Genomic DNA, 21995 nt, shown 5'->3' on the forward strand with positions numbered 1-21995 from the left:
TGCCCCCGTCTTGCCGGGCCGGGCGGCGGGGGGCGGCCCCCGCCCACCGGGGGGTGGGGGGGGGGGGGGCCCGCCCCCCCCCCCCCCCGCCGCGGGGGGGGGGGGGGGGGGGGCGGGGCGCCCCCCCCGACTGCGTTGATCACCACGCAGATGGGAGTAGCGCGTATCACAACTCACCAGTAACCTCCGGTCTGTGGCCTTGATCACAACGGCGTCCTCGGCTCGGCGGGGCTTCCGGCACCCGTGCGTCTACTGTGGACTTCCCGTGCTCGTCGACGACGTCGGCGAGCTCCATCCCGGCCATGTCGTCGTCGACTATCTCGACACCTCCAGCCCCAGCGGGCGCGGTTTGCCGGACCTGGCGCTGTTGCACCGGTTCTGCAACGAGCACCTGCTGCCGGACTGCGGCGTGGCGCTGCGCCGGGCCCACCTGGGCTGGGCCACCGAGCAGTTCGACGTCGACACGGGCTCGTCGCTGCGGCACTACGACCAGCTCGGCCTGCACACCGCCCCCTGGCGCGGCTTCGAGCTGTACCAGCGGCACTGGCGGGTGCGGAAGATGCGCTACGCGTGCAAGGCATGCCGGTACTACGCCGGCTGGTTCAACCGGAGTGGAGCTGACCCCCGTTGATCGTTCGTCTCGTCCTCGGCCTGCTGATCACCGTTGTCGGCCTGGCCATCGCCGGCCGCCGGATCTTCTGGCTGTACCGGCTGATCTCCTCGGGCCAGCCGGCCAACGGGAGGCTCGAGGACCCCGCCGCCCGGGTGAGCGTGGAACTGCAGGAGGTGCCCGGCCAGCGCAAGCTGCTCAAGTGGTCGGTGCCCGGCCTGGCCCACTTCTTCACCATGTGGGGCTTCGCCGTCCTGCTGTTCACCATCGTCGAGACCTGGGGCGCGCTGTTCGACCGGGACTTCGCGTTCTGGTGGATCGGCCATGAGCCCTGGCTCGGGTTCATCGAGGACTTCTTCGCGGTGGCGGTGATCCTCGCGCTGGTCACCTTCGGCGTCATCCGGATCCGGCAGGCCCCGCAGCGCCGACAGCGCAAGTCCCGGTTCTACGGCTCGCACACCGGCGCGGCCTGGCTGGTGCTGTGGATGATCTTCGGTGTGATGGCGACGCTGCTGCTCTCGCGCGGCGCGCAGTACGCCACCGGCCACTTCCCTTACGGGGACAGCGGTTGGCCGTTCGCCTCCGCGCTGCTGGGGCACGCGCTCGCTCCGCTCGGCAACGACGTCAACACGGTGCTGGAGACGGTGTTCCTGCTGGCCAACGTGGCCGTGGTGATGGGCTTCCTGGTCCTGGTCGCGTACTCCAAGCACCTGCACATCGGGCTGGCCCCGCTCAACGTGGGCGCCAAGCGGCTGCCCAACGCCCTGGGCCCGCTGCTGCCGATGGAGTCCAAGGGCAAGCCGATCGACTTCGAGGACCCGGCCGACGACGACACCTTCGGCCGCGGCAAGATCGAGGACTTCACCTGGAAGGGCATGCTGGACTTCGCCACCTGCACCGAGTGCGGGCGGTGCCAGAGCCAGTGTCCGGCCTGGAACACCGGCAAGCCGTTGTCCCCCAAGCTGGTCATCATGGACCTGCGGGACCACCTGTTCGCCAAGGCGCCCTATCTCATCGGCGGCCAGCAGGCGCCGGAGGAGGGCTCGGTCGAGATCACCGCCAACGGCCACGGGCACGGCGTGCCCGAGTCCGGTTTCGGCCGCGTCGCCGGGTCCGGGCCGGAGCAGGCCGCCCGGCCGCTGGTCGGCACGGCCGAGGAGTTCGGCGTGATCGACCCGGACGTGCTGTGGTCGTGCACGACCTGCGGCGCCTGCGTGGAGCAGTGCCCGGTGGACATCGAGCACGTGGACCACATCGTGGACATGCGCCGGTACCAGACGATGATCGAGTCGAGCTTCCCGTCCGAGCTCGGCGGCATGTTCAAGAACCTGGAGAACAAGGGCAATCCCTGGGGCCAGAACGCCAAGGACCGTCTACAGTGGACCGAGGGCCTGGACTTCCCGGTGCCGGTGTTCGACGGCGAGCTGCCCGACGACGTGGACTACCTGTTCTGGGTGGGCTGCGCCGGCGCGTTCGAGGACGCGGCCAAGCGGACCACCCGGGCGGTGGCGGAGCTGCTGCACACCGCCGGGGTGAAGTACCTGGTGCTCGGCCCGGAGGAGACCTGCACCGGCGACCCGGCCCGCCGCAGCGGCAACGAGTTCCTGTTCCAGATGCTGGCCCAGCAGAACGTCGAGGTGCTCAACACCCTGTTCGAGGGCCGGGAACCGGGCAAGCGCAAGATCGTGGTCACCTGTCCGCACTGCTTCAACACGCTGGCCAACGAGTACCCGCAGGTCGGCGGCGAGTACGAGGTCGTGCACCACACGCAGCTGCTCAACAAGCTGGTGCGGGAGAAGCGGCTGATCCCGGTGGCCCCGATCGCCGAGGACGTGACCTACCACGACCCGTGTTATCTGGGGCGGCACAACAAGGTCTATGAGGCCCCGCGTGAACTGGTCGGCGCGACCGGCGCGAAGCTGCGGGAGATGCCCCGGCACGCGGACCGCTCGTTCTGCTGCGGCGCCGGCGGCGCTCGCATGTGGATGGAGGAGCGGATCGGCAAGCAGATCAACCTGGAACGGACCGACGAAGCGCTGGGCACCGCGCCCAGCAAGATCGCCACGGGCTGTCCGTTCTGCAAGGTGATGCTCACCGACGGCGTCACCCAGCGCAAGAGCGAAGGCGTGGCCCAGGACAGCCTGGAAGTGATGGACGTGGCGCAGATGCTGCTGACGTCGGTCCGGCGCGGCAAGGAAACGGCGGACACCGCCGGCGAGTAGCGGACACCACGGCAACGGGGCGCCCGGATCGGGCGCCCCGTTGTCGCATGCGCACAACCAGCCGCCGTCCGCGGGAGCGGTCGACTGATCATTGTCCTAATCCTTGTCGACACCAAGGGAAACTCTTGATCCTCACGATCGGTGTCCGTCATAGTTCTCCCGCCGCCGCCCGCGATGCCCCCTTAGGAGTGGATGTGCGCAAACTGTCCGCATTAGCGGCCGCCTTAGGCGCCGCGATGCTGACCTTGTCCCTGCCGAGCCCTGCCAGTGCCGCCATCCTGACCCCGCTGCCGCAGAACGCGGACGGCTGGGAGCAGTCCTTCTCCCCCGCCTACGACTACGACGGCGACGGCTGCTACGCCACCGCCGCCATCGCCCCCGACGGCACGCTGAACCCCGGGCTCAAGCTCGGCGGCGACGTCAACGGGCACTGCCACGACCCGGCCCAGCTGCAGAACTCCAACACGTACTCGCGCGAGAAGTGCAACAACGGCTGGTGCGCGGTGGAGTACGCGAGCTACTTCGAGAAGGACCAGGCCACCCTGGGCCCGGCGGCCATCGGCCACACGCACGACTGGGAACACGTGATCGTGTGGATCAACATCGCCGAGAACCAGGTGGACTACGTGTCCAGCTCGCAGCACACCGGCTGGCAGTGGTACCCGCGCTCGCAGGTCCTGTTCGCCGGCACCCACCCCAAGGTGGTGTACCACAAGGACGGCGCCAGCACGCACTTCATCCGGATGGCCAACAGCAACGACGACCCGCCGGAGAACTACACCCACGCGTGGTTCTACCCGCCGCTGGTCGGCTGGAACGGCTATCCCAGCACGGCGCTGCGGGACAAGCTGATGAACGCCGACTTCGGCTCGGCCACCATCAAGATCAATGACGCCCGGTTCAACGACTCCCTGCACAACGGCCTGCCCACGGGGATTTCGTTCGACCCGTACGCGTGACCGCCGGCGGCTCGCCGTCCACTGTGGACGGTGAGCCGCTCAGGCCGTGCGCGGCGTCCCGATCGGCGGCGGCACGTCCATGATCTGGTCTCCAGGACGTCGTCCTCCGGCCCGGCGGGCGAACCGCCGGCGGTCCTCGGCCGTGCCGAAGCGCTCGTCGATGCGCCGGGCGGCCGCCGCCCACTCGGCCGGAGTCCGCACCGCGGTCAGGGTTTCGACGACGAACGGGTCGTGCCAGCGGGCCAGCGCCCGTTCCCACAACACCGCCGGCGGATCGGTGAGGATGTTGCCGATCGTGCCCTCGTACATGGACATCGCCCGCACGTTCCCGTCCGGCTCGATCTGCACGGCCCCGTAGGTCGACCAGTCGTCGGCGCGGCCGGGACGCATCTGGAGGTCCAGGTTGTCGTTGACCCGCACGGCCACGGCCGGTCCGACCAGCGACCGCAGCCGGGTCAGGCGGTCGGTGCCGGCGAGTTCGCGCCACTGGTCCTCGGTGAGCAACTCGGTCTCGGCAAAGCCGGCCCGGCTGGCCACGCCGCTGGGCACGACCGGCCCGAAGTAGGCGAACCCCAGTCGTGGGAACCGGCGGACGACGTCGGTGCAGAGGGCGTCGAGCTGGTGAAGGTTGCTGCGCAGCACCGAGCAGTCCACGCCGAAGGTGAACGGCCGACGTTCGGCCACCTCGTCGAGCATCGCCAGCGTGCGCAGCGCCCGGTCGAACGACCCGGGCCGGCCGCGGACGCGGTCATGGACCTCGGCCGTCGCCCCGTCCAGGCTCACGGCCAGCATCGACACCACCGACGCCAGGTCCTCGGCCAGCGCGGGCGACATCGACCAGCCGCTGGTGTACACGCCGACGTCGATGCCGGCGTCGGCCAGCCGCCGGGCCACGTCGAGGATTCCGGGCACCAGCACCGGCTCGCCGCCGGACAGCATGACCAGCTCCGGCCCGGCCTCGATGATCTTGTCGGCCACCCGGAGCATCGTGACCGGGGCCAGCTGCCGCGACGCCCGCCGGCCCGATTCGGAATAGCAGTGCACGCAGCGCAGCGGGCACGCGTAGGTCGTGTCCCAGACGAACTTCCGTGGGCCTTCCATGGGCGAGTCCTCCCCTCGGTGCGGCCCATCGTGCGCTTGCCGGGGCCGATCGGAAACCCGCGCCGCCTTAGTCCGCCCCATCGTCCGGGATCACACCCCCGCGTCGTGGGGTTGTTGATACGGTCCGTCCATGGCCGACCTGATCGAGGACGAGGCGCTGCGGGCGAAGCGGCTGCTGGACGCGCAGGACAAGGCGGTGGCGTTGTTCGCCGAGGTGCAGGCGCGCGGCATCGTCGCCCCCGGCGTGCGGGAAACCGAGGCCAGCAACGCGATCCGGGACCTGGCCGCCGACATGTTCGGGGTGAGCCGGTTCTGGCACAAGCGAATCGTGCGGGCCGGGGTGAACACGCTTCAGCCGTACAAGGAGAACCCGCCGGACCGGGTGATCGGCGAGGACGACATCGTGTTCTGCGACTTCGGGCCGATCTTCGAGGAGTGGGAGGCCGACTTCGGCCGCACCTTCGTGCTCGGCTCCGACCCGGTCAAGCTGCGCCTGCGCGACAGCCTGGACGAGGTGTGGCAGGCCGGCCGGGCCCACTTCGACAGCCGGCCGGACATCACCGGCGAGCAGCTCTACGCCCACGTCGTCGGCCTGGCCGAGGCGGCAGGGTGGGAGTTCGGCGGCTCGATCGCCGGCCACGTGGTCGGGCAGTTCCCGCACGAGCGGATCGACGGCGAGAAGATCGCCTCCTACGTCGCCCCGGGCAGCGACGGCCCGATGCGCCGCACCGACCGCAACGGGCAGGTCGCGCACTGGATCCTGGAGGTCCACCTGGTCGACCGCGAACGCGGCTTCGGCGGCTTCGTCGAAGAACTGCTGGACCTGCGCTGATGCCCCGCACCGATCGGGCGTCCCTGCTGGTCGCGGCCCCGCCGGACCGCGTGTTCGAGGCCATGGTCGACCCAGACGCGCTCGCGGCGTGGCTGCCGCCGGAGGGCATGACCGGCCGGTTCGACCACTACGACCTCCGCCCCGGCGGCGGCTACCGACTGACCCTCACCTACGCCGATCCCTCGGGCGCGCCCGGCAAAGCCACCGCCGACTCCGACGTCGTCGACGGGCGCTTCGTCGAGATCGTGCCGGGGTCGCGGGTGGTGCAGGCCGCCGACTTCGTCTCCGACGACCCGGCCTTCGCCGGCACGATGACCATGACCTGGTCGGTGGCCGCCGTCGACGGCGGGACCCTGGTGGAGATCCGGGCCGACGACGTCCCCGACGGCATCTCCGCCGAGGACCACGCCGCCGGCCTGGCCTCCTCCCTGGCCAACCTCGCCGCCTACCTGGACTAGTCGTCCAGCAACGGAAACGTGCCCGAGGACAGCAGGCCCACGATCGCCTCGGTGCGGTCCCGGGGCGCGGCGTAGTCGGGGTGGGCCCGCAGCACCGAGGCCGCGTCGTGCAGTCGATGCAGCTGGGCGGCCGCCTCCTGGACACCGCGACCGTTGACGGCGTGGCCGGCGTAGACCGGTTGCCTGACGTCGACCCGTCCAACCGAGACGGCCTTGTCCACCCGGCGGGCGCAGCGGCAGAACCCTTGCGGCGTCACGATTCCACAGGTCGATCCCATGAACGCCCGCAACCGTTCCCGGGCCCGCTCCAGCCGCTTGCGGTACGCCGCCGGCGACACGTCCAGCACCCAGGCCGCCTCGGTGGAGTTGAGCTCGAAGATCTCCCCCAGCACGAACGCGATCCGCTCGGACCGCTCCAGGCACTGAAGCACCGCCTGCGTGCAGGACAGCCGCACCTCGTGGGCCAGCAGCTCGGCCTCGGGGCCGGCGTAGTCGGTGTCGGCCAACCCGTCGGCCAGGCCGTCGCGGAACTCGTCCAGGCTGAGCTCCCGCTCCTCCTGCGGCGTCTTGCGGCGCAGGTTGAGCAGGTAGTTCACGCCGATCTGGTACGCCCAGGTGAGCAGCTTGGCCTCGCCGCGAAACGAGGACAGCCGGGTGATCACCTGGATCAGGATCTCCTGGGTGGCGTCCTCGGCGTCGGCGGGCCGCCACACCATGCGCAGCGCCAGCCGGTACAGGGGATCCCGCAGTTCGCGCACGATCTCCCGCAAGGCGTCCTGGTCCCCGCCGACGGCCCGGGCGGCGAGGTCGCTCACGGCCACAGCCAGGACGCGATCGCCCGGCCCATCGCCTCCGGCTGGTCCTCCGGGGCGTGGTGGCCACCCGGCCCGAGCGACACCGTCGTCACGGCGGCGAAGGTCTCCTTGGCCCAGGCCGCCGTCTCCGGCGAGCCCATGCCGATTCCCGGCTCCACGGTCATCACGAGCTTGGGCACCTCCGGGGTCTCGGCCAGCCACCGCCCGTAGGCGACGACGCGATCATGCACGTCGGCCGGCTCGCCGTCGAGCGGGATCTCCCGCGGCCAGGCCAGCAGCGGCCGCCGCGACCGCTCGTCCGGGTAGGGCCGCCGGTACTCGTCGTGGTCGGCCTGGGCCAGCCCCGACGCCACCCCGTGCGGCAGGTTGAACTCGATGAACTGGTTGTCCCGCAACACCATCTGCTCCCCCTCGGGCGAGCGCATGCGCTGGAACAGCTCCCGGCCCAGCGGCGGCATCTCGGCCAAGGACATCGGCCGCAGGAACGTCTCCACCAGCGCCAGCCCGCGCACCCGGCCCGGGTTGCGGCGGGCCCAGTCCATGCCCAGCGCCCCGCCCCAGTCCTGGCCGACGATCACCACGTCGTCCAGGCCCAGTGCCTCGAACCAGGCGTCCAGGTACCGGACGTGGTCGACGAACCGGTAGCCGATGTCCGGCTTGCCCGAGTCCCCCATGCCGATCAGGTCCGGCGCCAGGCACCGCGCCCGGTCGGCCAGCACCGGGATCACGTTGCGCCACAGGTATGACGACGTCGGGTTGCCGTGCAGGAACACCAGCGTCGTGTCCCCCGCGCCGGCCTCCCGGTAGGCCATGAACGAGTCCTCGACCTTGATCGTCTTCACGCTGTCCTCCCTCGTCGAACTGCCGTTCACGAGGTTGGACACGGGCCGGGGCCCGACTGTGACATGTGATCGCGCTCACTTGCCGCCGGGCCGGTGGTCGTCGGCCGACTCAGGCTGAGAAGGACCGCCGGTAGTCGGTCGGCGTGACCCCGACCGCGCGCTGGAAGTGGTGCCGCAGCAGCGCCGGGGTCCCGAAGCCGGCCAACCGGGCGATCTCCTCCACGCCTAGGGAGCTCTGCTCCAGCAAGGTGCGGGCGTGCAGGACCCGCTGGGTGGACAGCCATCGGTGGGGCGTGGTGCCGGTCTCCGCGACAAAGCGCCGGGCGAAGGTCCGTTCGGACATAGTCGCGCGGGCGGCGAGCTCGGCGACGGTGTGGTCCTCGGTGATGGTCTCCAGCATCCACAGCAGCACCGGCTGGAGGCTGTCGGCAGTGCACTCCGGGACGGGCATGTCGACGAACTGCCGCTGCCCGCCTTCCCGCTGCGGGGCGACGACCATGCGGCGGGCGATCTGGGCGGCGACCCGGGAGCCCAGCTCCCGGCGCACGAGGTGCAGGCAGGCGTCGATGCCGGCGGCCGTCCCGGCGCTGGTGATGATGTTGCCGTCGTCGACGTAGAGCACGTCGGCGTCGACCTTCGCCGCCGGGAACCGCTGCTGGAACTCCTCGGCGTCCCGCCAGTGCGCGGTGCACGGCCGCCCGTCCAACAGGCCGGCATCGCCGAGGACAAAACCGCCGCTGCACACGGAAAGCAGCGTGGCGCCGCGCGAAACGGCGTCCCGCAGGGCGGCCAGCACGGCCGGCGGGTACTCGTCCCGGATGTCGCACGCCGGCACGGCGACGAGGTCGGCCGACACCAGGTCGGACAGCGGCCGCTCCGGCACCAGGTGGACGCCGACGCTGATCCGCACCGGCTCGCCCGGCCGCTCCCCGCACACCCGGAAGTCGATCGGCGGCACGCCGTCGTCGGTCCGGTCCTTGCCGAAGACCTCGCACACCACGCCGAACTCGAACGGGGACACCCCGTCCACGACCAGCACGGCCGCCGATCTCAACATGCCGCCAGCATACATGGCAGGATTTTGTGGCACACCGTCTCTCCTGCCACTGTTGGCAGGATTTACGTCAGAGCACACTTCAAGCCATGGCACCCTTCACGAAGCGCCTCAAGAACGCCCTCCACAGTCACACCTTCTTCGGGGGTCCGTCGATGCCCCACCCCCGCCTCTACGGCAGCAGCGACATCGAGGACCGCGACCTCATCCGGATCCTGGACGACCTGCGGGTCACTCAGACTCGGCGAGCAGCTCGCGCACCAGAGGAATGACCTTGGTGCCGTAGAGCTCCAGGTTCCGCATGGCCAGCTCGTGCGGGATGGTGCCGTTCGAGTACTTCAGGTCGAACCGCTGCACGCCGAGCTTCTTGACCGTGTCGGCGATCTTGCGGGCAACCGTGTCGGGCGCGCCGATGTACTGCGAGCCGTGGGCGATCTCCCCGTCGAACTGGGCCCGCGTCATCGGCGGCCAGCCGCGCTCGCGGCCGATCCGGTCGTGCATCGCCCTGCTGTGCGGCCACACCAGGTCGGCCGCCTCCTGGTCGCTGTCGGCCACGAAGCCCGGCGAGTGCACCGCCACCGGCAGCCGCTCCAGACCCACGTGCTCCAGCGCACGGTGGTACAGGTCGACGTACGGGGCGAACCGCTCCGGGTTGCCGCCGATGATGGCCAGCGTCAGCGGCATGCCGTAGCTGGCCGCGCGGACCACCGACTCGGGGCTGCCCCCGACGCCGACCCAGGTCTTGATGCGACCGCTCTCGGTCTTGGGGAAGACGTCGGCGTTGTCCAGCGGCGGCCGGACGGTGCCCTGCCAGGTGACCGGCTTCTCGGTCAGCAGGTGGGCCATCAAGTCGATCTTCTCGCTGAACAGCTTCTCGTAGTCGGCGAGGTCGAACCCGAACAGCGGGAACGACTCGGTGAACGAGCCGCGGCCCAGGGTGATCTCGGCCCGGCCGTGGGACACCGCGTCCAGCGTGGCGAACCGCTCGTACACGCGGACCGGGTCGTCGGAGCTGAGCACCGTGACGGCCGTGCCCAGCTTGATGCGCTCGGTGCGGCCGGCGATGGCGGCCAGCACCACCTCGGGCGCCGACACCGCGAAGTCGTCCCGGTGGTGCTCGCCGACGCCGAAGTAGTCGATGCCCACCTGGTCGGCCAGCACCGCCTCGTCGACGACGTCGCGCAGCACCTGCGCGTAGGACTTGCGGTTGCCCTCGGCGTCGACGGTGACGTCGCCAAAGGTGTCGACCCCGAACTCCACGGGTGTAGTCATGCCCTGCCCTTCCCTCGAGCCGTTCCCGGCAACCAGTTGAACGTTGAACTACCATCATCGCATTCCCATCGATTTCACTCGTCACTGAAGTGACAGTGTCACAAAACATAGATCAAAACGCCGCCGACCTGCGACGAACGGCCCTAGCATCGCCAGCCATGCACAAGACCCGGGTCGCCGCGCTGCTGACGCTCATGGCGCTGGCCGCCGGCTGCGCCCAGAGCAAGGTGCCCACCGACGCCAAGGTGACCCTGACCGGCCAGCTCGTCCGGCAGGACGGCGCGCCGGCCGGCGACCTCAAGCTGGCGCTGACCCGGGTGCCCGACCTCGGCGAGCTCGCGTTCCAGGGCATCCCGGTGGCGGCGACCCTGGGCACCGCCTGCCTGGCCGACGACCCGCCGCCGCTGTGCAAGCTGCTCCAGCGGGCCACCACCGACGGCCAGGGAACGTTCACGGTCCATATGAACGGGTCGGACGTGCAGGGCACCTTCGGCGCCGCCACGACCTTCGACCTGGCCGCCCAACTGCCCGCCCGAGGGTCCGAAGTGGACGGTCCGAGCGTCCGGGCGAGCTTCGAGATCCAGCGCACCGAGCTCACCGTGCCGACCCTGAAATTCTGGGAACCCGATCACGTCACGGTCGGCGGCGACGCGCGGACCACCGCCCTCGACTGGTCCCGCATGCCGGACGCGGACGGCTACACCGCGCATTTCTCGGTCAACGGCCAGGAAATCTGGTCCGACACCGCCGAGGCCACAATGGACTCGCGGGTGTTCGAGGACGCGAACGGCGTGGTCCACATCTCCGCCGCCACCAGCGCCAAGGGCCCGGACACCACGTTCCACCTGTTCCACACCAGCCAGGGCGTCGGATTCCGGGGCCGGGCCGGCGCCCCCGAATCCCGTGGCAAGCCTTGCTTCGCCGAAAACAACAAAAGCGAGCCCTGCCACCTCACCGACGGGACCTTCGATCATCCGCTGGGCCAATCCTCCTGCGCCGAGCCCTGCTCGGCCAACGGCTGGGCCTACATCGACCTCGGCGCCCCCGAACCCGTCGGCGCGGTCTTCGCCCGCGCCAACCAGGCCGGCACGCTGACCGTCGAGACCAGCGACGACGCCACCACCTGGACGGCCCGGGCCAGCGGCGACGGCCAGTTCGCCGCCCTGTCCCTGCCGACCAAGGTCACCGCTCGCTACGTGCGCGTGCACGCCGCCCCCGGCTCGAAGCTCACCGGCCTGACCCAGCTCTCGGTGTGGCCGTGACTTCGTTCACCGGCCGATCCATCCCACCATTCGCGCTGGGCTGACCTTTTCGTTCCCCGGTGCGTATTGTTTGGCGACACCGCACTGAGGGGACCGTCGTTGAACGCCATCAGCCGTCCGATCGTCGGACGGGAACACGAACTCGCGCTGCTGAACCATCCCGGGCCGGCCCGGCTGGTCGAGATCGTCGGCGACCCCGGCATCGGCAAGACCAGCCTGCTCGGCGAGTTCGCCCGGCAGCGGGGCCGCGGATTCACCGGCCGCGCCACCGAATTCGAGCAGCACGTTCCGTTCGCGGTGTTCCTGGACGCCCTGGCCGACCGGGTCGCCGCCCTGGACGCGGCGGAGCGGGACCGGCTCGGCGAGCCGGCGGTGGAGCTGCTCACCGCGGTGTTCCACGGCGTCGACCACGCGGACCTGCACGGCGTCGGCCGGCACCGGCTCTACCGGGCGGTCCGCACGCTGCTGGAGGTGGTCGAGGGCGGCACGCTGGTGCTGGACGACATGCACTGGGCCGACGAGGGATCGGTTGGCCTGCTGGAGTTTCTGGTCCGTCATCCGCCGGCCGGCCCGTTCGTGATGGCCGTCGGCTACCGGCCGCGGCAGGCGTCGGAACGGCTGTTCGCCGCGCTGTCGCACGCATCCGGCACGGAACGGCTCCGCATCGAGCTCAAACCGTTGACGCTGCAACAGGTTTGCCAGCTCATGCCGACCGTCGACGCGGCGCGGGCCCGGCAGCTGCACGATGCCAGCGGCGGCAACCCGTTCTATCTCGACGCCCTGACCCGGGTCGCGGCCGACGGCGATCCCGAAGTCGCGCTCTCGGCCGAATTCGCCGCACTGACACCAAGAGAGCTGCTGGTGGCCCAGGCGGCGGCGCTGGCCGGCGACCCGTTCGACCCCGAGCTGGTGGCCGAGGTCGCGGAGCTGGCCGAGGCGGAAACCCTGGCCGATCTGGACGAACTGGTCGCCCGCGACCTGATCCGCGCCGAGAACAGCGCCCGCCGGTTCCGCTACCGGCATCCGTTGGTGCGCAGCGCCGCCTACCGAACCGGCCGCGCGGCTTGGCGTCTCGACGCGCACGCCCGCGCGGCCGCGGGGCTGGAACGCCGTGGTGCGCCGGCGACTTCTCGCGCCCACCACGTCGAGCGGGCCGCCCGCGCCGGCGACGACAAGGCGATCAGCGTGTTGGTCGAGGCGGCCGAGTCGGTGTTGGCCAGCGTTCCCGCGCTGGCGGTCGACTGGCTGCGCACCGCCATCGACCTGCTCCCCAGAACACCCGAGCAGCGGACCCGCCTGTGCGGGCTGATGTTGTTGCGCGCCAGGGCATTGCTGGTGATCGGCCGGCTGGCTGAGTGCCGTGAGACCGCGCAGGAGGTGCTGTCGCTGATGCCGCCGGAGCCCAGTGAGCAGCGCAGCGCGGCTGTTTCCATGTGCGGCACGGTGGAACGCCTGCTCGGCCGCTACGACGAGGCGCAGGCGCTGCTGGTCGGCGAGCTGAACCGGTTGCCCGACCGGCACGGTCGCCCGGCGTTGGGCATGCGGATCGACATCGCCGCCGGGCTGTTGCAGTGCGCCAAGTTCGAGGAGGCCCGCGACTGGGTGACGCAGGCGCTGGATTCCCCGTCGCAGCACCAGATCCGGCCGCTGACCCTGACCATCGGCCTGAGCATCCTGGCCACCGCCGACGCCTACACCGGCCGTTTCGACTCGGCGGTCGGGCATGTCCGCCGGGCCGCCGCGACCCTGGACGGCCTGTCCGACGGCGAGCTGGCCGAGCGCCTCTACCTGACGTTGGAGGTGTCCTGGGCCGAGTTGGTGCTGGAGCGCAACTACGACGCCCTGCGGCACGTGCGCCGGTGCGCCGCGCTGGCCGAACGCACCGGCCACAGCCATCTCCAGCCCGACATCCAGCTGACCTTCACCCAGGTGTACGCCCAGCTCGGCGACCTGGCGCTGGCGGCGGAGCACGCCGAGGCGACGCTGGAGACGGCCCTGCTGATGGGCCGCACCGAGCTGCTGGAGGTGATCCACGCCCGGCAGTCGGAGATCGCGCTGTGGCGGGGCGACCTCAAGGCCGCGCTCCAGTTCGCCGAGCTGGCGGTGGAGAAGACCCAGCCCGGCAACTACTGGTGGAGCGGCGAGGGCACGGCCGCGCTGGCCGCCGCCCGGCTGGCCAACGGCGATCCGCAGGGCTGCCGGCAGGAGCTGCTGCGCGGCGGCGACCCGACGCTCGTCGGCTACGCCCCGTCGCTGCGTAGGCTGTGGTTCGACGAGCTGGTGCGGGCCTCGGTCGCGCTCGGCGACGTGGACACGGCGCTGGAGTGGGGCCGCAAGGCCGAGGAGTCGGTGGCCGGCGGCGACCTGCCCGGCCGGACCGCCCAGGCCTGGCTGGCCTCGGCCCGGGCCCGGCTGGCGGCCAAGGACTTCCCGGCCGGGGCCGAGCTGGCCGGGAAGGCCGCCGACAACTTTGCGCAGGTGCACCTTCCTGTCTTCGAAGGGCAGGCCCGGCACCTGCTCGGCGCCGCGCTGGGCGAGCTGGGTCGGCGGGAGGAGGCCCAGTTGCAGCTCGGCCGGGCCAAGGAGCTGTTCGCCAACTGCGGCGCGACCGGCATGCACGCCGCCGTCGTGCAGCAGCAGCGGCTGCTCGGCGCCAGGTCGACGCGGGTGCGCAAGGACGGCGGGCCGCTGACCCAGCGGGAGCTGGAGATCGCCGAGCTGGTCGCGCACGGCTACACCAACCGGCAGATCGCCGCCCAGCTGTTCATGAGCCCGAAAACCGTCGAAGCCCACCTGTCCCGGATCTTCACCAAGCTCGGGGTCGCCTCCCGCACCGGGGTTGCCAGCCATCTCGCACGTCACGCGAGGGAAATGTAGGGAGTCCCCCGATGCTCCCCACCCCCTCGCGATGGCAGCGTTGCCGCCGGGGAAAGTCACTGGGGGACATGAGGGGATGAACACGAGGGTGGACACCTACGCATTCGGCCGCATCCTGCGGGCGTACCGGCGAGAGGGTGGGTTCACGCAGCAGCAGCTGGCCGACCGGGCCATGCTCAGCGTGCGGGCGGTACGGGATCTGGAGTTGGGCAACGCGCGGCAGCCGAGGGTGGGGACCGTTCGGCTGCTCGCTGACGGCCTGCAGTTGCGGGGCCAGCGCCGCTCCACGTTCGAGGCGGCCGCCGGTCGCTTCGGCGAGCCGGCGTTGCCCAGGCCGGAGTTGTCGGGGCGGGTCCCGGGCCAGCGCCCGCCCGCCCCGTTGCACGGACTGGTCGGCCGGCGCACCGAGCTGCGCGCGCTGACCGATCTGCTGGTCGCGGGCGACCAGCGGCTGGTCACCGTCACCGGCGTCGGCGGCGTGGGCAAGTCCCGCCTCGCCGCCGAGGTCGCCACCGCGGTGCACACGGAGTTCGGCTGGCCGGTGCTCTGGCCGAGCGAGCCCGACGCCGAGTTCGCGATCGCCGACCAGCCGACCCTGCTGGTGTTGGACGGCGAGTGGCGGGACCAGCCGGTGACCGCGCTGCTGCACCGGTTTCCGGCGCTGCGCGTGGTGATCACGTCACGGACGCCGACCGGCATCGCCGGCGAGCGGGTGTTCCCGTTGGGGCCGCTGGACGAGGCGGCCTCCGAGCGGCTGCTGCTCACCCACATCCGCCTGCTGAGACCGGCGTTCCAGCCGACGCCCGCGGTCGCCGACGTTTGCCGGCTGGTGGACGGGCTGCCCGGGGCCCTGGAGCAGGCGGCCCGCCGGTTCCTGCTGCTGCCGTCGTCCCGGCTGATGGTGCTGCTGGCCCAGGATCCGCAGCTGCTGGCCCCGATCCGGGACAGCATCGCCGCGCTGCGGCCGTCCGAACGGTTCCTGCTCGGCCGGCTGGCCGACCGCGAGGTCAGCTGGGCGGTGGACGAGGTCGGGCCGATCACCGCCGAGCTGGTGCACACCTTGCTGTCGCACGGGATGCTGCACCTGTCCGAGCACGGGGGCGAGCCGCGATTCCGCGTGCTCACCCCCGTGCGGCTGGTGCTGTCAGGCCGGAACCGGGTTCTCCCGGGGGATCATCAGCGCTGACACGACCGCGGGCGCCGCGCCGACCACCACCATCACCACCGGCCAGGTCGTGAACGACAGCAGGCCGGAGATCAGCAGCGGCGTCACGAACGCGCCGCCGAAGACCATGGTGTTCTCCAGGCCGAGCGCGGTGCCCGAGCGTTCCGCGCCGGCCATGGTGGCGATCTCGGCGTAGTGCACGCCGTGCCAGCCGCAGGCCAGCACACCGGCGATCACCACGAGGGCGGCGATCACCCAGACCGGGGCGGCGGCGTAGCAGGCGACGCCGACGAAGGCGGCCGCGATCAGCCAGCTGTAGACCTTGACGATCGAGCGCCGGTAGCGGCCGCCGTGCTTGTCGGTCCAGCGGCCGCCCCACACCCGGGACACGCCGCCGCCGACCTGCACGAGCACCAGCAGCAGGGCGATGGCGCCGATGTCGAGGTGCTCGACGGTGAGCAGGAAGACCGAACCGAAGGTCAGCACCGTGAACTGGGGCAGGTCCAGCAGGAACGCGGTGATCGAGAAGCGCCAGATGTCCCAGCGGCGCAGCGGGCTCTCGGTGGTGGTGGCGGCCTGGCCGGCGCTGGCCTTGGTCTTGGCCAGCGGCGGCTCGTCCAGCCACAGGATCACCGCGATCGTGGCCAGCAGCGCGAACGCCGTGAGGAAGCCGAAGACCAGCCGGAACCCGCCGGCCAGGGCCAGCGGCGGCAGCACAGCCGCGCCGATCGCGCCGCCGGCCGGCACCGCCGCGACCCGCAGGCTGATCGCGAAGCCGCGCTTGTTGACCGGGAACCAGCCCATCACGGCCCGACCGGACGCGCCGTTGACGCAGCCGCCCATCGCGCCGGACAGGAACAACACGACCGCCAGCGCGAGGTAGGACGGGGTCGCGTCGGCGGTGGGCACCAGGAACGCGGTGACCAGGCCGAGCGTGACCGTGGTGCCGGCCAGGCCGGTGATCAGTACTTTCCGCTCGCCGATGCGGTCGGACAGGATGCCCCAGAACACGTCGGTGATGAAGATGCCGCAGGTGATCGCGGCCAGCACCACGCCGAGCTGGCCGACGGACAGGTGGTAGGCGGCCTGAAGGATGGATCCGGAGGTCGGGACCCCCTGGAACGCGGCGCTGAACGCGGCCTGGGCGACGATGCCGATCCCCAGCACGCCCCACTTGTAGCGGCCGCCGTGCACCCGGCCGGACCGGCCGGTGCGGGTCTCGACCGGGTCGACCGGCGAGGGGGCAGGCGCGGCTGTGAGCACGTCCTGCGTCTGCTCGAGCATGGCTGTTTCTCCTGGTCGTGCGGGCCGGGGGCGCGCTTGCCGCCGTAATGGGTTTAAGCCATTACAGGCTGGCAGACACAACCCATCCCGGGCAACCCTCCGGCCCGCGTTCACATCTGGGCGTTTTCTGGATCGATTAGGCGTTGGCGAGTTCGGTGGCTTCGGGGGCGTCGACCGCGATCGGCCGGGTGCCCTTCTCGCGGATGACGATGCACACGCAGCCGTTCGGGCTGGACACCTGGTGCACGCTCTCCGGCAGCTCCACGATCAGCGTGCCCGGCGGGTACACGTCGCCGTTGTCGTTGTGCAGCTCGCCCTCCAGCACGATCAGCAGCTCGAAGCCGAGGTGCTCGTGCAGGTCGCCGTGGGCGCCGGGGCCGAAACGGGCCACGTAGGCCTCCGCGCCGTCGGGGCCGGTCTGCTCGCCGGTGTAGAGCCACTCCACGTCCACCGACGCACGACCCGGCTGCACATAGGGGATCCAGGTGAACTGGCCGTTGCTCAGGCCGGCGCCGAAGATGTCCTTGTAGATCTTCACGTCACGCATGACGGGTGTCTTCTCCTTGGTGTGGAAGGGGATTCTCAAGCCATGCCGGGAGCGGCCGGGGCCGACTCCACGGTCTGGAAGACGTCCTCGAACAGGTGCTCGTGCTCGTTTCGGCCGACGCGTTCCTGTTCGGCGGCGCGGAGCTCGACGCGGCGGATCTTGCCGGAGGTGGTCTTGGGCAGCGGGCCGAACTCCAGCCGCCGGATCCAGTTGTGCGGCGCGAGGTTCTCCCGCACGTGGGCCAGGATCGACCGCGCCGCAGCGGAATCCGGCTCGACGCCGGCGGCCAGCGTGACGAAGGCCTTGGGCACCACCAGGCCCACCGGGTCCGGGGTCGGCACCACGGCCGCCTCGGCCACCGATTCGTGTTCCAGCAGCACGCTTTCCAGCTCGAACGGGGAGATCCGGTGGTCATAGGACTTGAACACGTCGTCGGCCCGGCCGACGTAGGTGATGTAGCCGTCGGCGTCGCGGGCGCCGATGTCGCCGGTGTGGTAGTAGCCATTGGCGAAGGTGGCGGCGTTCTTCTCCGGGTTGCCGAGGTAGCCCGGCATCACGCCCACCGGCCGGTCGGTGAGGTCGACGCAGATCTCGCCCTCGTCGGCCCGCTCCCCCGTGGTCGGGTTGACCAGCACGATGTCGTAGCCCGGCAACGGTTTCCCCATCGAGCCCGGCTTGACCGGCAGCGACCGGGTGTTGCCGATCTGCGCGGTGGTCTCGGTCTGGCCGAAGCCGTCCCGCACGGTCACACCCCAGGTCTCACGGACGTAGTCGATCACCTCGGGGTTGAGCGGCTCGCCCACGCTGCCGGCTTCGCGCAACCGCACCGGCCACTGCCGCAGGTCCTGCTGGATCAGCATTCGCCACACCGTCGGCGGCGCGCAGAACGAGGTTGCCTTGTGTGCCACCAAAGCGTCGAGCAGATGGGTGGTCGAGCCGGCCGGCGCGTTGACCGTGAGCAGGGTCGCGCCGGCGTTGAACGGCACGAAGAAGCTGCTCCACGCGTGCTTGGCCCAGCCCGGCGCGGAGACGTTGAGGTGCACGTCGCCGGGCTGGAGGCCGTTCCAGTACATGCCGGACAGGTGGCCGACCGGGTAGCTGGCGTGCGTGTGCTGCGCGATCTTCGGCTTGGACGTGGTGCCGGAGGTGAAGTACATGAACAGCAGGTCGTCGGCGGCGGTCGGACCGTCGGGGACGAAGGTCTCGGGCTGCCCGTAGGCGTCCACATAGGACAGCCAGCCGTCGGCCGGCTCACCGACGACGATGCGGGTCAGCTCCGGTGGCGCGTCGGCGAAGGCGTGCACGTTGGTGGTGACGATGTGCTTGACGCCGCCACGTTCGAGGCGGTCGGCCAGGTCCGCGCCGGTGACCGTGGTGTAGGTCGGCAGCACGACCGCGCCGAGCTTGATGCCGGCCAGCACCGATTCCCAGACCTCGACCCGGTTGTCCAGCATCAGCAGCAGATGATCGCCGCGCCGGACTCCCTTGGCCCGCAACCAGTTCGCCACCTGGCTGGACCGTCTGGACAGCTGCTGGTAGGTCACCGCGGCGACCGAGTCGCCGTCCACGACGCGTAGGGCGTCGGTTGTGTTGTCCTTGGCCATCTCGTCGAACCAGTCCAGCGCCCAGTTGAACTGCTCGAACCGCGGCCAGCGGAACTCGGCGCAGGCCCGGCCGTGGTCGTCGCGCAGCTCCAGCAGCAGGTCCCTGGCCGCCTTGAACTTCTGGAAATTCGTGGTCACAGCAGGGCTCCCGTGGTGGAGTGGGCCGGCAGCGGGGCCAGCACGTCGGCGGCGACGGCGTCGGCGTCGGCGTGGAATCCGGTCGGCGGGCCGGGGCGGCCGTTGCCGATCTGGGTGAACCAGCGCTGGTTCTCGGTCGGGATGCCCAGCGCGTACAGGTCCGGGTCGGCGTTGCCGGCGGCGTCGATCACGTGGAACGGGGCGCGGGCCACGGCCAGGCCGCCGCTGGCGAACCAGTCGCCGGTGACCGGATCGGCGTTGACGTGCTCGGAGATCAGCCCGTCGGCCAGCAGCTGCCCGGTCAGCGGCGAGGCGTCGGCGTGCAGGTCCGGCCGCGGGATCCGGGCGTCGATCAGCGTCGGCACCAGCCGGCCCGAGCCGCGGACCTGCGGCGAGGACAGCAGGAAGCCGTCCCGCTCGCAGCCGACCTGCAACGCCGGCCCGACCACCACCAGCACGCCGGCCTCGATCAGCGCGCACGTCTGCTCGACGCGGAACGCCGGCGGCCCGGCCGACAGCATCGTGTTGACCGGGTTGAACTCCCCCAGGAAGTCGTCCCGGTGCGACTCGCCGCGCAGGCCGCCGAAGTCGACCGCCGCCCGCACCGAGCCGCGCAGGTCACGCAGGATGTCCAGGGCCGCCTTGAGCGGACCGGCCAGATTCCCCTGCATCGCCTCGGCGATGTCCAGCCGCAGCAGGTCGGTGACCACCCGGTGGAAGTGCGCCGGGCTGTCGAACTCGACGCCCGCGAACGGCCGGGCCATCCGGTCCAGGTCGATCCGCTGGGCGTCGGCGATGCCGTACTCGGCCAGCAGCTTGTCCACCAGCATCGGGTCGTGCGCGATGTCCAGGTGCCGCGCGGCGAACCGGTCGGCGGCGGCCTGGTCCTGCCGGCGGCGCACCAGGGTCCGGTAGTACGTGTGCTCCACTTCCCGCTGGAGCAGGGGAAGCACATCGGCACGGAAGTCCAGCTGCGGCGAGCCGTGCGCCGCCTGCGCGCGCTGCCGGGCCTGGGCCAGCGCCGCCGTCGTGGCGAACCGGGCCTGGTAGCGGTAGGTCGGCGCCTTCTGGTTGCGGCCGCGGGCCAGCATCGGCAGTCCGCTGCGGGAGCCGGCGATGATCCGCGGTTCCTTGCCGCTGGGCCGATACCGGAGCACGCCGTCGTCATCGGCGGTGAACACGCCGCCGCGCCCGGCGGTCAGCGCGGCCACCACGTCGAAGAAGGTCAGGCCCAGGCCGATGACGCCGACCTCGCTGCCGGCGGCGATCGCGTCCAGCGGCATCTCCGCCGCCGAGTCGCCCAGCACGTAGCGCAGTCCGGCGTTGTCCTCGGCGTGCGCGAGGAACCGCTGGTTGACCGAGTCCGGGACGTTGCTCGGGTGCCCGGTCGTGAGGATCACCTTGTCCACGGCCAGTTCGAACCGTCCACTGTAGGCAGTGACGGTGAACCGGGCGCCGGCCCGCTGGACCCGGTCCACCCGCGCCGACACCGGCAGCACGTGCACGTTGGCCGGCGCGTTGGCGACGATCGCGCGGTAGGCGGCGGTCAGGTACTCGCCGTAGACCGGGCGCGGCGCGTAGTCGCTCAGGCCCAGCGCCGACCAGCGCGGATCCGGGTGCTCGGCCAGCCACTCGTACAGCGACGGGCCCGCGCCGGCCCGCCGCGGGCCGCCGTCGGGGCCGCCGGAGTAGATGCTGACCTCGCCGGCCACCGTGTTCATCGCGAACCAGTGCGGCTGGCTGGTGCGCCAGATCCGGCCCGCGCCCTGCTCCCCCGGCTCGAACGTCCAGATCCGGACCGTGCCGTCGACCGGCGTTTCGGTCAGCCGCGCGACCAGCCGTTCGAGAACCGAAAGCCCCCGCGGCCCCATTCCGACGATGGCCACGTCCATGTCGGCTCTCGTCGCCGACCTGTTTCCAGACACACTAATACCCTTCTCCCCACACTGATATTCCGTCGCGGTTTCTGCTGGAAACACTAACCTTCGGGGAAGGGTCTTGCCCGGGTGTTCTTCGATAGCCCCATCGGGGTATGCGATGGCTGTCAGCTCACCAGTCGCAGGTCTTCACGGGAGGTGCGGGACATCAGCGCCACCAATGCGTCGAGTTCGCGGCTGCCCTCGTGTTTTCCCGTCCATGCCGCATAGAGACGGGCCGGGTTGGCGGCGCGCCACGGCAGGATCGCCGCCTCGCCGCTGTCGACCAGGTCGGCGACGACGACCCGCGGCAGCAGGGCCACGCCGAGCCCGGCCGCGACCGCCTTCTTCACGCCTTCGAGAGTCCCGAACTGGAGCGCGGCCTCGGCCGGCATGCCGATCTCGGCGGCCAGGATCCGGGCGTACAGGCAGTCCGGCTGGGCGATGAGGAACCGGCATCCCATCAGGTCGGAGGGCACTGGCAGGCCCGGCGCCGCGACCAGCACGACGTCGTCGGCGCCGAGGTCGCGCAGGCGGAAGTCGCCGGAGGGCCGGTCGACCGCCGACAGCAGGCAGACGTCGATCTCGGACCGCTCCAGGGCCCGCAACGCCTGGCCCTCGCGGAAGATGCGCAGCGACAGGCGGACGTTCGGGTGCCGGTGGTGCAGGGCCTCGACCAGCGCCGGCAGCCGGTAGGTCATCACCGACTCGCCGGCCCCGACGATCAGCGTGCCGGCCAGCTCGCCGTCGGCGTGCAGGGCCGTGCGGGCCTCGTCGGCCAGGGTGAGCATTCTTTCGGCGTACGGCAGGAATCGCTCACCGAACGCGGTGAGCCGCACGCCGTCCCGTCTGCGCTCGAACAGCGACACTCGCAGCACCGATTCCAGGCTTTTCACCTGCGACGTCACCGCCGACTGCGAATACCCGAGCTCGGCCGCCGCCCGTGTGATGCTCCGGGTGTGGCAGACCATGCGAAACGTGGTCAGCTGCCTGTGGTCCACAGCGATTTCCCCCAGCGGAATCGTTTCTGGTACCCG

Annotated in this window: 18 protein-coding genes; 8 read left to right on the forward strand and 10 right to left on the reverse strand. The window is 71.1% G+C overall.

Annotation, left to right across the window (positions count from 1 at the left end; all coding sequences use genetic code 11):
• Positions 1–193: 193 nt before the first annotated feature.
• The 3 genes from ACIG5F_RS02115 to ACIG5F_RS02125 all read left to right on the forward strand — a co-directional run bounded on the left by ACIG5F_RS02115 (position 194) and on the right by ACIG5F_RS02125 (position 3791).
• Positions 194–631, forward strand: coding sequence for a hypothetical protein (locus ACIG5F_RS02115; protein ID WP_396515515.1), 438 nt, complete (start codon positions 194–196; stop codon positions 629–631).
• On the forward strand, positions 628–2832 hold the full coding sequence (locus ACIG5F_RS02120; protein ID WP_396515516.1) for a (Fe-S)-binding protein: 2205 nt from the start codon (positions 628–630) through the stop codon (positions 2830–2832). Before ACIG5F_RS02115 ends, ACIG5F_RS02120 begins: the two co-directional genes overlap by 4 nt.
• 236 nt (positions 2833–3068) lie before the next feature.
• The gene (locus tag ACIG5F_RS02125; RefSeq protein ID WP_396515517.1) at positions 3069–3791 is read left to right on the forward strand and encodes an NPP1 family protein; all 723 of its coding nucleotides are present in this window, start codon (positions 3069–3071) and stop codon (positions 3789–3791) included.
• A 39-nt stretch (positions 3792–3830) separates the two neighbouring features.
• Here ACIG5F_RS02125 and ACIG5F_RS02130 read toward each other — a convergent pair whose 3' ends face one another.
• Positions 3831–4892: a radical SAM protein gene (locus ACIG5F_RS02130; protein ID WP_396515518.1), complete on the reverse strand. Its 1062-nt coding sequence runs from the start codon at positions 4890–4892 to the stop codon at positions 3831–3833.
• A gap of 130 nt (positions 4893–5022) precedes the next feature.
• On the opposite strand from ACIG5F_RS02130, the gene ACIG5F_RS02135 reads away from it, so the two are divergent.
• Both ACIG5F_RS02135 and ACIG5F_RS02140 read left to right on the forward strand, forming a co-directional pair.
• Positions 5023–5724 carry a M24 family metallopeptidase gene (locus ACIG5F_RS02135; RefSeq protein ID WP_396515519.1) on the forward strand — a complete coding sequence of 234 codons (702 nt, stop codon included), beginning with the start codon at positions 5023–5025 and terminating at the stop codon, positions 5722–5724.
• Positions 5724–6182, forward strand: a complete 459-nt coding sequence (locus ACIG5F_RS02140) for an SRPBCC family protein (RefSeq protein WP_396515520.1) — start codon at positions 5724–5726, stop codon at positions 6180–6182. The genes ACIG5F_RS02135 and ACIG5F_RS02140 overlap by 1 nt, the downstream gene beginning before the upstream one ends.
• Here the strand turns inward: ACIG5F_RS02140 and ACIG5F_RS02145 are convergent.
• The 4 genes from ACIG5F_RS02145 to ACIG5F_RS02160 all read right to left on the reverse strand — a co-directional run bounded on the left by ACIG5F_RS02145 (position 6179) and on the right by ACIG5F_RS02160 (position 10165).
• The gene (locus tag ACIG5F_RS02145) at positions 6179–6997 is read right to left on the reverse strand and encodes an RNA polymerase sigma factor (RefSeq protein WP_396515521.1); all 819 of its coding nucleotides are present in this window, start codon (positions 6995–6997) and stop codon (positions 6179–6181) included. The genes ACIG5F_RS02140 and ACIG5F_RS02145 overlap by 4 nt on opposite strands.
• A complete protein-coding gene (locus ACIG5F_RS02150) occupies positions 6994–7839 on the reverse strand; it encodes a haloalkane dehalogenase (RefSeq protein WP_396515522.1) in 846 nt (281 codons plus the stop codon). The genes ACIG5F_RS02145 and ACIG5F_RS02150 overlap by 4 nt, the downstream gene beginning before the upstream one ends.
• Positions 7840–7948: 109 nt before the next feature.
• Positions 7949–8896 (reverse strand): GlxA family transcriptional regulator, encoded by a 948-nt coding sequence (locus ACIG5F_RS02155; protein WP_396515523.1) that lies wholly within the window; start codon positions 8894–8896, stop codon positions 7949–7951.
• Positions 8897–9124: 228 nt separating this feature from the next.
• Entirely contained in the window at positions 9125–10165 is a 1041-nt protein-coding gene (locus tag ACIG5F_RS02160; protein WP_396515524.1) for an LLM class flavin-dependent oxidoreductase, read from the reverse strand.
• Between the two features lie 158 nt (positions 10166–10323).
• Between ACIG5F_RS02160 and ACIG5F_RS02165 the strand changes: the two genes are divergently transcribed.
• The 3 genes from ACIG5F_RS02165 to ACIG5F_RS02175 all read left to right on the forward strand — a co-directional run bounded on the left by ACIG5F_RS02165 (position 10324) and on the right by ACIG5F_RS02175 (position 15490).
• Positions 10324–11427 carry a discoidin domain-containing protein gene (locus ACIG5F_RS02165; RefSeq protein ID WP_396515525.1) on the forward strand — a complete coding sequence of 368 codons (1104 nt, stop codon included), beginning with the start codon at positions 10324–10326 and terminating at the stop codon, positions 11425–11427.
• Between the two features lie 99 nt (positions 11428–11526).
• A complete protein-coding gene (locus ACIG5F_RS02170) occupies positions 11527–14304 on the forward strand; it encodes an AAA family ATPase (RefSeq protein WP_396515526.1) in 2778 nt (925 codons plus the stop codon).
• A 76-nt stretch (positions 14305–14380) separates the two neighbouring features.
• Positions 14381–15490: an AAA family ATPase gene (locus ACIG5F_RS02175; protein WP_396515527.1), complete on the forward strand. Its 1110-nt coding sequence runs from the start codon at positions 14381–14383 to the stop codon at positions 15488–15490.
• Here the strand turns inward: ACIG5F_RS02175 and ACIG5F_RS02180 are convergent.
• The 5 genes from ACIG5F_RS02180 to ACIG5F_RS02200 form a co-directional block, all read right to left on the reverse strand.
• Positions 15449–16753, reverse strand: coding sequence for an MFS transporter (locus ACIG5F_RS02180; protein ID WP_396515528.1), 1305 nt, complete (start codon positions 16751–16753; stop codon positions 15449–15451). The two genes, ACIG5F_RS02175 and ACIG5F_RS02180, sit on opposite strands and share 42 nt — an antisense overlap.
• Before the next feature lie 136 nt (positions 16754–16889).
• Positions 16890–17300, reverse strand: coding sequence for a cupin domain-containing protein (locus ACIG5F_RS02185; RefSeq protein ID WP_396515529.1), 411 nt, complete (start codon positions 17298–17300; stop codon positions 16890–16892).
• Between the two features lie 35 nt (positions 17301–17335).
• Positions 17336–19042, reverse strand: a complete 1707-nt coding sequence (locus ACIG5F_RS02190; protein ID WP_396515530.1) for an AMP-binding protein — start codon at positions 19040–19042, stop codon at positions 17336–17338.
• A complete protein-coding gene (locus ACIG5F_RS02195) occupies positions 19039–20934 on the reverse strand; it encodes an FAD/NAD(P)-binding protein (RefSeq protein WP_396515531.1) in 1896 nt (631 codons plus the stop codon). The genes ACIG5F_RS02190 and ACIG5F_RS02195 overlap by 4 nt, the downstream gene beginning before the upstream one ends.
• Before the next feature lie 152 nt (positions 20935–21086).
• Positions 21087–21959 carry a LysR family transcriptional regulator gene (locus tag ACIG5F_RS02200; RefSeq protein WP_396515532.1) on the reverse strand — a complete coding sequence of 291 codons (873 nt, stop codon included), beginning with the start codon at positions 21957–21959 and terminating at the stop codon, positions 21087–21089.
• Positions 21960–21995 lie beyond the last annotated feature (36 nt).

Origin of the sequence: Kutzneria sp. NPDC052558 (genome assembly GCF_044547355.1) — a bacterium.
In the GTDB taxonomy this organism is placed as follows: Bacteria; Actinomycetota; Actinomycetes; order Mycobacteriales; family Pseudonocardiaceae; genus Kutzneria.